The sequence below is a fragment of the Collinsella sp. TF07-1 genome, assembly GCF_003437235.1.
Classification (GTDB): Bacteria; Actinomycetota; Coriobacteriia; order Coriobacteriales; family Coriobacteriaceae; genus Collinsella.
This window is the reverse complement of record NZ_QSRV01000006.1, coordinates 52,075-64,796: the sequence shown is the minus strand read 5'-3', so window position 1 is coordinate 64,796 and position 12,722 is coordinate 52,075. Positions and strand designations below refer to the sequence as shown.

9 protein-coding genes are annotated in these 12,722 nt (G+C 61.8%); 7 read left to right on the top strand and 2 right to left on the bottom strand.

What is annotated here, in order from left to right; translation table 11 throughout:
• Window positions 1-66: 66 nt before the first annotated feature.
• Window positions 67-1,398 (top strand): phosphoglucosamine mutase, encoded by a 1,332-nt coding sequence (gene glmM / locus DXC67_RS03715; protein WP_117637400.1) that lies wholly within the window; start codon window positions 67-69, stop codon window positions 1,396-1,398.
• 205 nt (window positions 1,399-1,603) lie between these two features.
• Here glmM and DXC67_RS03710 read toward each other — a convergent pair whose 3' ends face one another.
• Window positions 1,604-3,178, bottom strand: coding sequence for a carboxypeptidase M32 (locus DXC67_RS03710; protein WP_117637399.1), 1,575 nt, complete (start codon window positions 3,176-3,178; stop codon window positions 1,604-1,606).
• Between the two features lie 504 nt (window positions 3,179-3,682).
• On the opposite strand from DXC67_RS03710, the gene pheS reads away from it, so the two are divergent.
• The 6 genes from pheS (at window position 3,683) to DXC67_RS03680 (ending at window position 11,287) form a co-directional block, all read left to right on the top strand.
• Window positions 3,683-4,759 (top strand): phenylalanine--tRNA ligase subunit alpha, encoded by a 1,077-nt coding sequence (gene pheS, locus DXC67_RS03705; protein ID WP_055250566.1) that lies wholly within the window; start codon window positions 3,683-3,685, stop codon window positions 4,757-4,759.
• Between the two features lie 184 nt (window positions 4,760-4,943).
• Window positions 4,944-7,397, top strand: coding sequence for a phenylalanine--tRNA ligase subunit beta (gene pheT, locus DXC67_RS03700; protein WP_117637398.1), 2,454 nt, complete (start codon window positions 4,944-4,946; stop codon window positions 7,395-7,397).
• 247 nt (window positions 7,398-7,644) lie between these two features.
• Window positions 7,645-8,730 (top strand): cobalt transporter CbiM, encoded by a 1,086-nt coding sequence (cbiM, locus tag DXC67_RS03695; protein WP_117637397.1) that lies wholly within the window; start codon window positions 7,645-7,647, stop codon window positions 8,728-8,730.
• The gene (locus DXC67_RS03690) at window positions 8,708-9,544 is read left to right on the top strand and encodes an energy-coupling factor transporter transmembrane protein EcfT (protein ID WP_117637396.1); all 837 of its coding nucleotides are present in this window, start codon (window positions 8,708-8,710) and stop codon (window positions 9,542-9,544) included. The genes cbiM and DXC67_RS03690 overlap by 23 nt, the downstream gene beginning before the upstream one ends.
• Before the next feature lie 44 nt (window positions 9,545-9,588).
• On the top strand, window positions 9,589-10,359 hold the full coding sequence (locus DXC67_RS03685) for an energy-coupling factor ABC transporter ATP-binding protein (RefSeq protein ID WP_147327742.1): 771 nt from the start codon (window positions 9,589-9,591) through the stop codon (window positions 10,357-10,359).
• A gap of 79 nt (window positions 10,360-10,438) precedes the next feature.
• Complete coding sequence (locus DXC67_RS03680) at window positions 10,439-11,287, top strand: hypothetical protein (RefSeq protein ID WP_117637394.1); 849 nt, start codon at window positions 10,439-10,441, stop codon at window positions 11,285-11,287.
• On the opposite strand, the gene DXC67_RS03675 is transcribed toward DXC67_RS03680, so the two are convergent.
• The gene (locus DXC67_RS03675; RefSeq protein ID WP_147325191.1) at window positions 11,284-12,357 is read right to left on the bottom strand and encodes a hypothetical protein; all 1,074 of its coding nucleotides are present in this window, start codon (window positions 12,355-12,357) and stop codon (window positions 11,284-11,286) included. The genes DXC67_RS03680 and DXC67_RS03675 overlap by 4 nt on opposite strands.
• Window positions 12,358-12,722: the final 365 nt, after the last annotated feature.

Here is a 12,722-nt window from a genome sequence, read left to right as displayed (position 1 = left end):
AGATAATCGAGTACCATTTTGGGGCGGACAGGCAATCTGTTCGCCCCTATTTTGTAAGGAGAGCGCATGAAGTACTTTGGCACCGACGGCTTTCGCGGTGAGGCTAACGTTGGGCTGACGGTAGAGCACGCTTATAAGATTGGCCGTTTTGTGGGCTGGTATTACGGCGCCAACCGCGAGCGCAAGGCGCGCGTCATCGTGGGTAAGGACACGCGTCGCTCGAGTTATATGTTTGAGGCGGCGCTGGTGAGCGGCTTGGTCGCGAGCGGCGCGGACGCCTATATGCTGCACGTGATCCCCACGCCGGGCGTAGCGCATCAGACCGTGGAAGGCTGCTTCGATTGCGGCATCATGATCAGCGCGAGCCACAACCCGTTTTGCGATAACGGCATTAAGCTCGTCAATAGCGACGGTTTTAAGATGGACGAGGACGTACTGGAGCTCATCGAGGACTACGTCGATGGCAAGAGCGAGGTGCCGCTGGCCACGGGCAACCACATCGGCGCCACGGTGGACTACATGCAGGGCCGCAACCGCTACATTGCCTCGCTCATCGCCAGCGCGAACTTTTCGCTGCAGGGCGTCAAGATCGGCATCGACTGCGCCAACGGCTCGGCGTCCTCGGTGGCCAAGCCGGTGTTCGACGCGCTGGGCGCCGACGTGCGCGTGATCAATGCCGCGCCTGATGGTTTTAACATCAACGTCGACTGCGGCTCCACGCATATGGAGCGTCTGCAGCGCCACGTGGTGGAGCAGGGCTTGGACGTGGGCTTTGCCTATGACGGCGATGCCGACCGCTGCCTGGCCGTGGACGAGCGCGGCCGCGTGGTCGATGGCGACCAGATCCTGTACGTGTGCGGCGTGTACCTGAACAAGCACGGTCGCCTTTCGGGCGGTACCGTGGTTCCGACGATTGCCAGCAACTTTGGCCTGATCAAGTCGTTGGAGCTTGCCGGCCTAAGTGCCGTGACCAGCGGTGTGGGCGACCGTCACGTGTATGCCAAGATGCGCGAGGGCGGTTACAGCCTGGGCGGCGAGCAGACGGGCCATACGATCTTTGGCGATATCGAGCGCACGGGCGACGGCATTATGACCTCGCTGCGCGTGATGGAAGTGATCCGCGCCGAGCGCGAGACGCTCTCGCAGCTCACGGCTCCGTGCAAGCTGCTACCGCAGGCGCAGGTGGCCGTGCGCGTGGCGGACAAGGACGCCGCGCTCGAGAACATGGGCGTGCAGAACGCCATCGCCGAGGCCGAGGCTGCGCTGGCAGGCGAGGGCCGCGTGCTCGTACGCAAGAGCGGAACCGAGTCGGTTATCCGCGTGCTGGCCGAGGCGCCCGACCAAGCATCCGCCGATGCCGCCATGAAGCGCATCGCCAACGCACTCGAGGCTCTGTAGTTACGCGGTTTTACCAAACCGCGTAACTGCTCGACGCTGCAAACGCCCCTAAGCGGCAATCTGACGTTCAATTTCAAGGGCGCGACCAGAAGGTCAGCGCCCTTTCATTTCACGTCACCTTGCTCGCTTAGGGTCGTTTTCGCTGACGTTGCCAAGACATTGGCGTCAACATAGTTGGCGTTGGCGACGGCGTGCTGGTCAATCCTTACAGCTCGTACAGTGTGGTGAACTTGTCCTGCAGGTAGCTGCAGTAGTAGCGGGCGTCAAAGGCCATGCCGCAGGCGCCCTTGATGAGTTCCGGCGCGTCTTTGGCGCGGCCCCACTGCCAAATGTGCTCGCCCAGCCAGGCGCGGACGGGCGCCAGATCGCCGCTCGCGCAGGCACCGGTAAGGTCGACGCCGTCGCGGCACATGGCCGGCACAAACATGGCATCGTAGGCGCTACCCAGCGCATACGTGGGGAAGTAGCCAAACGAACCGCCGCTCCAATGCGTATCCTGCAGACAGCCGTGCGTGTCGTCGGGAACGGGAATGCCCAGGTACTCGTCCATAAAGCGGTTCCAAAGCGCGGGGATGTCCTTGGCCGCAGCCTCGCCGGCAAACAGCATACGCTCAATCTGGTAGCGCACCATAATATGCAGCGGATAGGTGAGCTCGTCGGCCTCGGTGCGGATCAACGACGGCTGCGCGATGTTCACGGCGCGGTAGAGCGTGTCTTCGTCGACGTCGCCGTAGACCTCGGGCGCGTGACGACGCAGCACCTCGAGCAGCGGGCCCATAAAGGCGCGGCTGCGACCCACGGTGTTCTCAAAGAAGCGGCTCTGGCTCTCGTGGATGCCCATGGAGGTGCCGCCCTCCAGGCAGGTGCGCGCGTAGGCGGGATTGACGCCCAGCTCGTACATGGTGTGCCCCGCCTCGTGGATGATGCTGTAGACGTTGGAGATGCAGTCGTCCTCGTAGATGTGCGTCGCGATGCGCGCATCACCCACGGCAAAGCCCTCGCTAAACGGATGCTCGGTAAAGGCAAGCGTGGTGTCGTCCAGGTCCAGGCCGACAAGCTTCATAAGGTCGAAGCTCATGGCGCGCTGGGCAGCCTCGGGCACGTGGGCGTGCAAAAAGTCGGCAGCCGGCTGCTGGCCGCGCTCGCCGATGGCATGCACGAGCGGCACGACCGTGGCCTTGACCTCGTCGCAAAACGCGTCGAAGCTCTTGGCGGAAAGGCCGCGCTCGTACTGGTCGAGCCAAACGTCGTATGGATCGCGCTTGGGGTCCATGAGCTCGGCCTGATGCTTAAGTTGGGCGACGATTCTATCCACATAGGTCTCAAAGCTCGCCCAGTCATTGGCTGCCTTGGCCTTGTGCCACACGGCGTCCGCCTCGCAGGTGAGCCTGGTCCAGGCCTCGGCTTCTTCGGTGGGGATGGCACTGGCCTCACGTTGATCGCGGCCGAGCACACGGATCTCGTCGAGCAGCTGAGGGTCGTCGACTTTGCCGCCGGCGACGGTCTCGCGCGCTAACGAGCGTACGAGCTCAACGGACTTCTCGCTGGTCAGCAGCTTGTGATGCTCGCCGGCAAGCGTGCCCATGGCGTCGGCACGCGCTGCTGCGCCGTTGGCAGGAGCAATCGTCGCTCCATCGAACTCGGCAATCTTGAGCAGGTATTCGCGAGTCCACAGCTTGCCTTCGAGCTTGCGGAATTTTTTGACGGCCTTATCGACCTTCATGCCTTTGGATGTCTTGCCCGCTGCAGGCTCGGCCTTCTTATCGAGTTTCTTTCCCATACCATATCCTTGATCTCGTGAGCCGAGCGCTTCGGGTGGGCGCGCGGCCAGTTTGCACAGCTACCTGCCTTGTACCCAGTGCGAACAAAACGGAACGCGGCGATGCACACGCAGAATGTGTTATCCTATAGCCCAATGCGTTGACGGAGAGGGTTTTGCCCGCCGCGTCGCCGGCAAGAGAGGGAAGGTCATGGGCTGCGAGCCTTCCTGCGGTGACAAGGGCCAAGCGTTCACTCCCGAGCAGCGACCTCAACGGGCACGCGGCCAGCGGCGGCGAAGCCCCAGTAGGGAAGCCGTGAGCCTCGCGACAAGGGGCACAGAGTGGGCGCGGCGGGCCAGACATCCGCCGGGTCAAACAAGGTGGTACCGCGGAATTCAACCGTCCTTGGGCAATGCACATGCCCGAGGGCGGTTTTTTTGTTACCGAACCGGGCCGCACATCCGCAGCTCCGGGTGGCTCCAGCCGCCGCGGCAAGTGGATGCGCGAGAGACGAAAGGGAAGACATGAGTCTGATTGATGATCTGGTCAAACTCGAGGAAGAGGCCAAGGAGCTCGTCGCAGGCGCCGATGACGCCGCCAAGCTCGAGGCTGCGCGTGTTGAGCTGCTCGGTCGCAAGGGTCGTATCACCGGCTTGATGCGCATGATGGGCAAGCTCGCCCCCGAGGATCGTCCCGTGATGGGCAAGCGCGCCAACGAGATGCGCCAGCTGATCGAGGGCATGCTCGACGAGCGAAACACCGAGATGAAGGCCGCCGCCCTCAAGCGCGCACTCGAGCACGACGCCGTCGACATCACGCTGCCGGGCATCCGTCCGCAGATCGGCCACCAGCACCTGATCAAGCAAATCATCGAGGAGGCCGAGGACATCTTCTGCGGCATCGGCTACACCGTCGAGTCCGGCCCCATGGTCGACACCTCTTACTACAACTTCACCGCGCTCAACGCTCCCATGGATCACCCGAGCCGCTCGGCCCGCGATACCTTCTACGTGGTCGACAACAACCCCGGCAGCGTCGCGCACCCCGAGGCTCACGCCCACGGCGAGTCCGACGTGCTGCTGCGCACCCAGACTTCGGGCGTGCAGATCCACACTATGGAGTCGCAGAAGCCGCCCATCTACATGATCTGCCCGGGCACCGTCTACCGTCCCGACACGGCCGATGCCTGCCACCTGCCGCAGTTCAACCAGATCGAGGGCCTGGTCGTCGACGAGGGCATTACCTTTGGCGATCTTAAGGGTACGCTCGACTACTTCGTCAAGTGCATGTTTGGCGAGGACCGCAAGACGCGCTACCGTCCGCACTTCTTCCCCTTCACTGAGCCTTCCTGCGAGGTGGACGTGAGCTGCCACGTCTGCGGCGGCAAGGGCTGCAACTTCTGCAAGCACAGCGGCTGGATCGAGATTCTGGGCTGCGGCATGGTCGACCCCAACGTCCTGATCAACTGCGGCATCGACCCCGAGAAGTACACCGGCTTCGCTTTTGGTATTGGCGCCGAGCGCGTCGCGGCCCTGCGCTACGACCTGCCGGACCTTAGAACTCTGATGACGGGCGATATGCGTTTCCTGAATCAGTTCTAGGCTGCGGCTTGCCCAAGCACGGCACCTCGGCGCTCATTCGTCGCTTGCGTACCAAAGTACGCGGCGCTCCTCTTTCGGGCCGATCTGCCGCACTTGGACAACCCTCGCTTTGTAAGGAATGTTCACAAAGTTGAAGTTTCCACCTGCATCTCTTCGCAGGCTTTCAGTATGAAAGGAGAGCTAGATGCGCGTTTCTTACGACTGGCTCAAGACCATGATCGATATTCCGGAGGATCCCAAGACCCTTTCGGACGAATATATCCGTACCGGCACCGAGGTCGAGGCGATTGACACCGTGGGCGAGTCCTTCGACCACGTGGTGACTGCCAAGGTGCTCACCAAGACCCCGCACCCCGATAGCGACCACATGTATGTGTGCTCGGTCGATGTGGGCGACAAGAATCTCGACACCGACGGCAACCCCGCTCCGCTGCAGATCGTCTGCGGCGCGCAGAACTTCGAGGCCGGCGATCACATCGTCACGGCCATGATCGGCGCCGTGCTTCCCGGCGACGTCAAGATCAAGAAGAGCAAGCTTCGCGGCGTCGTGTCCATGGGCATGAACTGCTCCGCGCGCGAGCTCGGCCTGGGCGGCGACCACTCCGGCATCATGATCCTGCCCGAGGACACGCCCTGCGGCATGCCGTTTGCCGAGTACGTGGGCTCGAGCGACACCGTGCTCGACTGCGAGATTACGCCCAATCGCCCCGACTGCCTGTCCATGATCGGCATGGCCCGCGAGACCGGCGCCATCTTCGACCGCGATTTCCACGTTGAGCTGCCCGCCATCAAGGCCGAGGCCGGCCGCGCGACCGACGACGAGCTTTCCGTCGAGATCGCCGACGAGGGCCTGTGCGACCGCTATGTCGCCCGCATCGTGCGCAATGTGAAGGTCGGCCCGTCGCCAGACTGGATGGTCAAGCGCCTCAACGCCCTGGGTGTGCGCCCGCACAACAACATCGTCGACATCACCAACTACGTGATGATGCTCACCGGTCAGCCGCTGCACGCCTTTGACCTGGACGCCTTTGCCGCGCGCGATGGCCACCGTCGCGTGGTGGTTCGCGCCGCCCAGCAGGATGAGAAGTTCACGACGCTCGACGGCGAGGAGCGCACGCTTGACGCCGGCATGGGTCTCATCACCGATGGCGAGCGTCCCGTGGCGCTGGCCGGCGTTATGGGTGGCATGGATTCCGAGATCGAGGACGACACCGTCGACGTGATGGTCGAGAGTGCTTGCTTCAACGCCGGTCGCACCTCGCACACCAGCCGCGATCTGTCGCTGATCTCGGATGCCTCCATTCGCTTTGAGCGCCAGGTTGACGAAACCGGCTGCGTGGATGTTGCCAACGTCACGTGCGCGCTTATCGAGGAGATCGCCGGCGGCGAGGTCGCTCCCGGCTACGTCGACGTTTTCCCTGCGCCCAAGACCATCGACAGCATTAAGCTGCGCCTGGCCCGCGTGCATGCCATCTGCGGTGCCGACATCGAGCCCGACTTTATCGAGCGTTCGCTCACCCGTCTGGGTTGCACCGTCGAGCTCGACGGCGAGGACTTCATGGTCACCCCGCCGAGCTTCCGTCCCGACCTGCCGCGCGAGATTGACCTGATCGAGGAGGTCCTGCGCCTGTGGGGCATGGGCCGCGTGACGGCGACCATCCCGGCTGCCAAGAACCATATTGGCGGTCTGACCCGCGAGCAGAAGCTCACCCGCAAGGTCGGCGAGATCCTGCGCGCCTGCGGCCTCAACGAGACCACGACTTTTGGCTTTGCCGCCCCGGGCGACCTGGAGAAGATCGGTATGTCCACCGAGGGTCGCGGTTGCCCCGTGGTGCTCATGAACCCGCTGGTAGCCGAGCAGACCGAGATGCGCCGCTCGCTGCTGCCGGGCCTGCTGCAATCCGTGGCCTATAACGAGGCGCACGGCACGCCCAACGTGCACCTGTATGAGGTCGGCAGCCTGTTCCACGGTCGCGCGAACGCCAGCCTGCCCAAGGAGACCAAGTCCGTGGCGGGTGTGCTCTCGGGCCAGTGGAGCGAGCAGTCCTGGAACATGAAGTACCGCAAGCTGCGCTTCTTCTTTGGCAAGGGTATTGTCGAGGAGCTGCTCGCCCAGCTGCGCATCGAGAAGGTTCGCTTCCGTCCCGTCGAGGGCGAGAGCTATGCCTTCCTGCAGCCGGGTCGTGCTGCCGAGGTGCTCTCGGGCGGTACCGTGCTGGGCTGGGTTGGCGAGATCCACCCCGAGGCACGCGAGGCTATGGGCATTGACGAGGTCGTCGTTGCCTTTGAGCTCGATCTGGACAAGCTGATCAAGGGCGCCCGCAACCAGGAGAACTACCGTGAGTTCTCGCAGTACCCGGCCGTTGAGCACGACCTCGCTATCGTGGTCGACAACACTGTGACCTGCGAGGATCTTGAGCGTCGTATTACGAGTGCCGGAGGCAAGCTGCTCGAGGGCGTGCGCCTGTTCGACGTCTACCGCGATCCCATCCGCATCGGTGCGGGCAAGAAGTCCATGGCCTTCGCGCTTACGTATCGCTCCGACGACCACACGCTCACCAGCGAAGAGGTCGAGAAGGCGCACCAGAAGATCGTCACCAAGGTGTGCAAGGGTGTGAACGGCGAGGTCCGCGGCTAGGACTTGCGCTGGGAGCGTAGGGCCTGATGGCGGTTGCTGTGGGCTCTGCGTGACCGCGGTGTTCGGAAAAGGCATCGCTGAGCCTGCATATATGACACACGCATTACATAACGGCGTGCTGCTTTGTCGGCAGCGCGCCGTTTTGCTATGATAGCCCGCGGCGTGTTACGAATCTGGCAATGCGTAACACTGGCAAGGTGATTCAAGCGGCGTTGCAATTCTGTGCGCCGACAACCGGGAGGCGTATATGCACATTCCAGACAACTACCTGTCCCCGCAGACCGATGCCGTCATGGCGGTGGCGATGGTGCCCGTATGGGTCCACTGCATCAAAAAGGTGCGCGCCACGCTCGATCGCGAGCATATGGCGTTCTTGGGCATTTGCGCCGCGTTCTCCTTCTTGCTCATGATGTTCAACGTGCCGCTGCCCGGTGGCACCACTGGTCACGCTGTTGGCGGCGCGCTCATCGCGTTGCTGCTGGGCCCCGAGGCTGCGGCTATCGCTGTCTCGGTCGCGCTGGCGCTGCAGGCGCTGCTGTTTGGAGACGGCGGCGTTCTGTCGTTTGGCGCCAACTGCTTTAACATGGCCTTTGTGCTGCCGTTTGTCGCTGCTATCGTGTTCCGTGCGCTCAACAGCCGTCTGCACGACAAGAGCTGGGGCACCTCAGTTTCTGCCATCGTAAGCGGCTGGGTCGGCCTGTGCCTGGCGGCCCTGTGCGCGGCAATCGAGTTTGGTATTCAGCCGATGCTCTTTACCAATGCTTCGGGCGCGCCGCTGTACTGCCCCTTCCCGCTGTCCGTGGCTATTCCGGCCATGTTGATCCCGCATATGCTGGTTGCCGGCGTGATCGAGGGCGTGGCGACGGCCGCGATCTACGGTTTCATTAAGAAGACGGCGCCGAGCATCATTGTCGGGCCCGAGGCCGTCGATGGCCAACTTGCTGCCGAGGGCGTTGCCGCCAAGAAGACCTCGCTGGTCCCCACGCTCATCCTGGTTGCCGTGCTTGTCGTAGCAACACCGCTGGGCCTGCTGGCCACGGGTGACGCCTGGGGTGAGTGGGACGCCGAGGGCGCCGCGACCGCCGTTCAAGAGGCTGGCGATGACAGCCTGCAGGCTTCGGTCGGTCTCGATACCCCGACCTTTGCCGATGCCCTGCCCACGGGCGATTATCTGCAGGCCTATTCCGAGGAGCAAGGCCTTGGCTTTGCCGGCCAGGCTACCATGTATATCCTTTCGGGCGTGATTGGCGTGGCGGTGCTCACCATCGCATTCCGTCTGATCTCGCTGACGGTCAAGGAAAGCGGTGCTCATGGCAATAGCCGAGCTGCCTAGCTGGCTTGCGGTCGAGCAGCGTTACGAGCCCGCGGGGGCTCGGCATCGTGTGATGCAAAAGAACGTCCTGCACCTGGCGAGCCTGCTTGAGCGGGTTCGCCTGGGTGGAGGCGCGCACGAGGGCGGGTCGATGGTCGACCGCGCCCTTTCTTGCGTTTCGGCTCCGGTGCGCCTGGTGGGGATGTTCGTCTGCGTCCTGTGCGTGTGTCTGACGCAGAGCCCGCTGTACCTGATGCTGATGGCGGCTATCGCGCTGGTGTTGGTCGCGGTGCGCCCCGCTCGCGGGCTGCGTGCGACCTTTGTACCGGCGCTCGGCGCCACGGGGCTTGCGGTGGTTCTGGCACTGCCTGCCCTGCTGCTGGGCGCGTCTGCCGCGGGCGCCATGCTCAAGATCGCGCTCAAGACGTTCATTAATGTGTCGCTGGTGCTGGGTGTTTCGTGGACGCTTACCTGGAGCCGCATGTCGGCGGCGCTCAAAATGCTGCACCTGCCCGACGAGGTCATCTTTACGTTTGATATGGCGCTCAAGCATATTGAGGTGCTGGGACGCACAGCGCACGATCTGTGCGAATCGGTCATGCTGCGTAGCGTCGGTTCCGCGCCTGCGGGTTTTTCGCGCACCGACTCGCTGGCGGGTATCATGGGCATGACGTTTATCAAGGCGATGGAATGCAGCCGCGCGATGGACGAGGCCATGCTGTGCCGCGGCTTCGCCGGCGTGTATCCGGCGCCTGCACTGAGCGGCTTTGGCTGGCGCGATGCGGTTTATGCGGCCGTTGTGGCGTTGTTCGCCGTGTTGTGCGCGGTGTTGTAGTGCGGACGGTCGAACCGTCGATGTGAGTAGGGAAGGGCGGCGTTTTGGCAAACGATACGAATAACGCGATGGGTGCGAGCGGTGCTGCCGGCGCCGAGATCACGCTGCTCATCGAGTTTCGCGACGTGGTGTTTTCCTATGCGGGTCATACGGTGGTCGATGGTGTGTCGCTGCAGGTCGATCGTGGTGAACTCGTTGCCCTGCTCGGTCCCAACGGCTGCGGTAAGACGACGATTATGCGCCTTATTAACGGCCTTGAACTCGCGGACGCAGGGGCATACCTGTTTGACGGGCACGCGATCGACGCGGCGTTTCTAAAGGATTCCGCGGCCGCTCAGCGTTTTCATCAGCGCGTAGGTTTTGTGTTTCAAAATGCCGACGCCCAGCTGTTCTGCGCTACGGTGGGCGAGGAAGTTGCTTTTGGTCCCGCGCAGATGGGGCTGCCGGCAGACGAGCTCGAGCGCCGCGTGCGCGATGCCATGGAGCTGTTCCAGGTTGCCGATCTGGTCGATGCCTCGCCCTATCAGCTCTCGGGCGGGCAAAAGAAGCGCGTGGCGCTGGCTGCCGTCGTGTCGATGAACCCCGATATCCTGGTGCTCGACGAGCCTACCAACGGACTTGACGAGGACTCGTGCGACATCGTGGTCAACTTTCTACTGGCCTATGTTGCTGCCGGTAAGACGGTCTTGATGAGCACGCACCATCAGGATTTGGTACGACGCCTGGGTGCCCGCGCCATCTATATCGATCGATATCACCATGTGGTCGAGGCGCCGGTGTCTTCGTATGGAACCGAGAGCGGCGCTGCGGAATAGTTGCTGCGTAGAGCGTGCGTAGCGGCCCGCGCGGCTTTGCCGTGATGGTATAGTTATCCAGGTTTTTATGGGGGTGGCTATGCCAAGCTGGAACATTCATATCGCTCAGACGGAGCGTTTGCTGGAGTGCACCGGCGCGCTTGCCAATAGCGTGCGCGACCGCAATGCCTTTTTGTTTGGCTGCGTGGTTCCGGATATCTTCGTGGGCTATATGGTCCCTGGTATCGCTGATCCCATTCCGTATCGCATTACGCACTTTGCCAAGCCCGAGCCTATCCCTAAGCCTCGTGAGCATGAGTTCTGGGATACCTATGTGGCACCGTTGCTTAAAAGTTCGCCCACCGGTGCGCCGGCCGCGGCGACCTCGATTATCGAGGAACGCGAGCGACTGAATCGCGTGCACTATCCCCAGCGCTACAGGGATGCCGAGCCGGTTGTCGGTCCCGGCGCCTGTGAGTTCTCGCTTGCGTCCGAAGATGTGGCGCAGTCGTTGCTCGATTTAACGCTGGGCGTCTGGTCGCATCTGGTGGCCGATACCGTATGGAATACGCGCGTGAATCAGTACCTGGAGGCGCACGGCGGCAAGCCGTGCGAGGAATTCCGCATTAAAAAGCAAGGTGACTTTGACTGGTTTGGTAAGACGCTCGGCATTGTTTCCATCCCGCGTGCGACCGATCGTCTGTATACTGCGGCGATGCGTTTTGGGCAGTATCCCATCCATAAGGAGTATGTGCTCAAGACCATCGGCGTTATGCACGAGATTGTGCGCGAAAACCCCGGTGAGCCCGATCATCCGCCGTATCGCCTGCTAACCGAGGAGTTTTTCGATGCAACGTTTACCGAGGTCATCGAGCTGACCGAGGCGGGATTTGCGGCTCGCGTTGCTGCTTCTGACGTTCCCGCAGTCCCCCTGATCGCTAGCTGCTAGCCGGCCGGCTTGACGGCGAACAGCTCATCCCAATCGACCAATAGCTCCCGCCGCAGGGCATCTTCGGTGGTGCGTTTCTGATCGGTCTTTGGGATGTAGGGGAGCCCTGCCTTTTTATGGATGAGTTCGGCGATGTTGTTAAAGCTCTTCGTGTCTTTGATTTGCTCATAGGTTATCTGGATAACGTCATAGCCCATGCTTGTGAGGGCGGTGGTGCGCTCGGCATCGGAGAGACTTGCGGCTTCGCCATCGTGGGCGGAGCGGCCTTGGCATTCCAAGATGACGCCCATGCTGTCGGTGTTGCTCTCTATGAGGATATCGGCGTAGCAGCAGGTTTTGTCATACAGTGAGCGCGCGGCGTCGCTGAGTGGGATGCGCACGTTGTTTGCGATGTTGATGCCCATGCCGCCCTCGTTGCGGGGGAGCGAGACAAGCATAGAGGCCTGTACTTCGAAGGGCGAGGCGGTCTGCCCCGTCATGTGCTCGGCCGCCCAGCGCAGTTGTTTAACGCCGCGCAGGCCTGCAGCCTGCTTGGCGAACGCGGCGATATCCGCCGCGCTGAGGAGCGGCGGGCGCTTCCACAAATTGGTGTCATTGCCCTTGGTGTCGACAACACGCTCCCAGCAGCAGTTGGGTGGAATGAGCTTAAGCGAAATAGCTTCATCAAGATGTTGTTGCGTTCGCTCGCAGGGCTTAAACACTGCAAAGGAGCCGCACATCTCGTAGCAAGCCATGAGTAGCTGGTTGCGTGAGACCTGCGTAGCAAGGCTGAGCAGCGTAAACTCGGGCGACGTGACATCAAATCCATGTTCAGTTTGCCTAAACGACCCGGGAGGCGGCTCTTGGGTCAGGAGGTGCGATTTAAACAGGCTTCGCGACCCGGATTGTGCTCGAGTGAATACAAACCTGTGAAGCGGTGCGTGAAGTAGGTCTTTTACAACTGCATGACTTCCGAGGCCGCAACATCTGCGATCCATATTGCCAAGGCTAATGGCGGGGTAAAGCCCTAATACCTGCGGCGGGATACAGTGATAGTAAAAAGCGGATTGACCGCATAGCGTCAGGTCCATGATATCCTCCTGGTCGAAATGTGCTTTTGGACCGTGCGATGCCAGCGTCAATTCGGAAGTATGCGGCAAAATCTGAACCCTGTGAGCAGACCTGGCTTTTGAGGCCAGTTTATCAGGCATTTTGTTGCGAAAAAACGGGGTGTGCTCGGAGGTCTCAGAATTTGCCGCATACTTCCGAAAACGCGGTCGATCTGGCTCTTGCTAAAACGATTTAGCAGCGTCGGGTAAGGTGTGGTTTCGCCATCGGGCGAACACTTTTAGCGCTTGGGACTTTATTTTTGGGCCTCGAAAGGTGGATTTCGCGCTTTTGGTAAAGAAATGGGTGCGTGTTTTGCCGTGTGCCGGCATTGACACAGAAAAAGGGC

Coding starts and splice junctions, on each gene's coding strand:
- pheS (WP_055250566.1), top strand. CDS start 3,683: ATGAGTCTGATTGATGATCTGGTCAAACTCGAGGAAGAGGCCAAGGAG.
- glmM (WP_117637400.1), top strand. CDS start 67: ATGAAGTACTTTGGCACCGACGGCTTTCGCGGTGAGGCTAACGTTGGG.
- DXC67_RS03690 (WP_117637396.1), top strand. CDS start 8,708: ATGGCAATAGCCGAGCTGCCTAGCTGGCTTGCGGTCGAGCAGCGTTAC.
- DXC67_RS03710 (WP_117637399.1), bottom strand. CDS start 3,178: ATGGGAAAGAAACTCGATAAGAAGGCCGAGCCTGCAGCGGGCAAGACA.
- pheT (WP_117637398.1), top strand. CDS start 4,944: ATGCGCGTTTCTTACGACTGGCTCAAGACCATGATCGATATTCCGGAG.
- cbiM (WP_117637397.1), top strand. CDS start 7,645: ATGCACATTCCAGACAACTACCTGTCCCCGCAGACCGATGCCGTCATG.
- DXC67_RS03675 (WP_147325191.1), bottom strand. CDS start 12,357: ATGGACCTGACGCTATGCGGTCAATCCGCTTTTTACTATCACTGTATC.
- DXC67_RS03680 (WP_117637394.1), top strand. CDS start 10,439: ATGCCAAGCTGGAACATTCATATCGCTCAGACGGAGCGTTTGCTGGAG.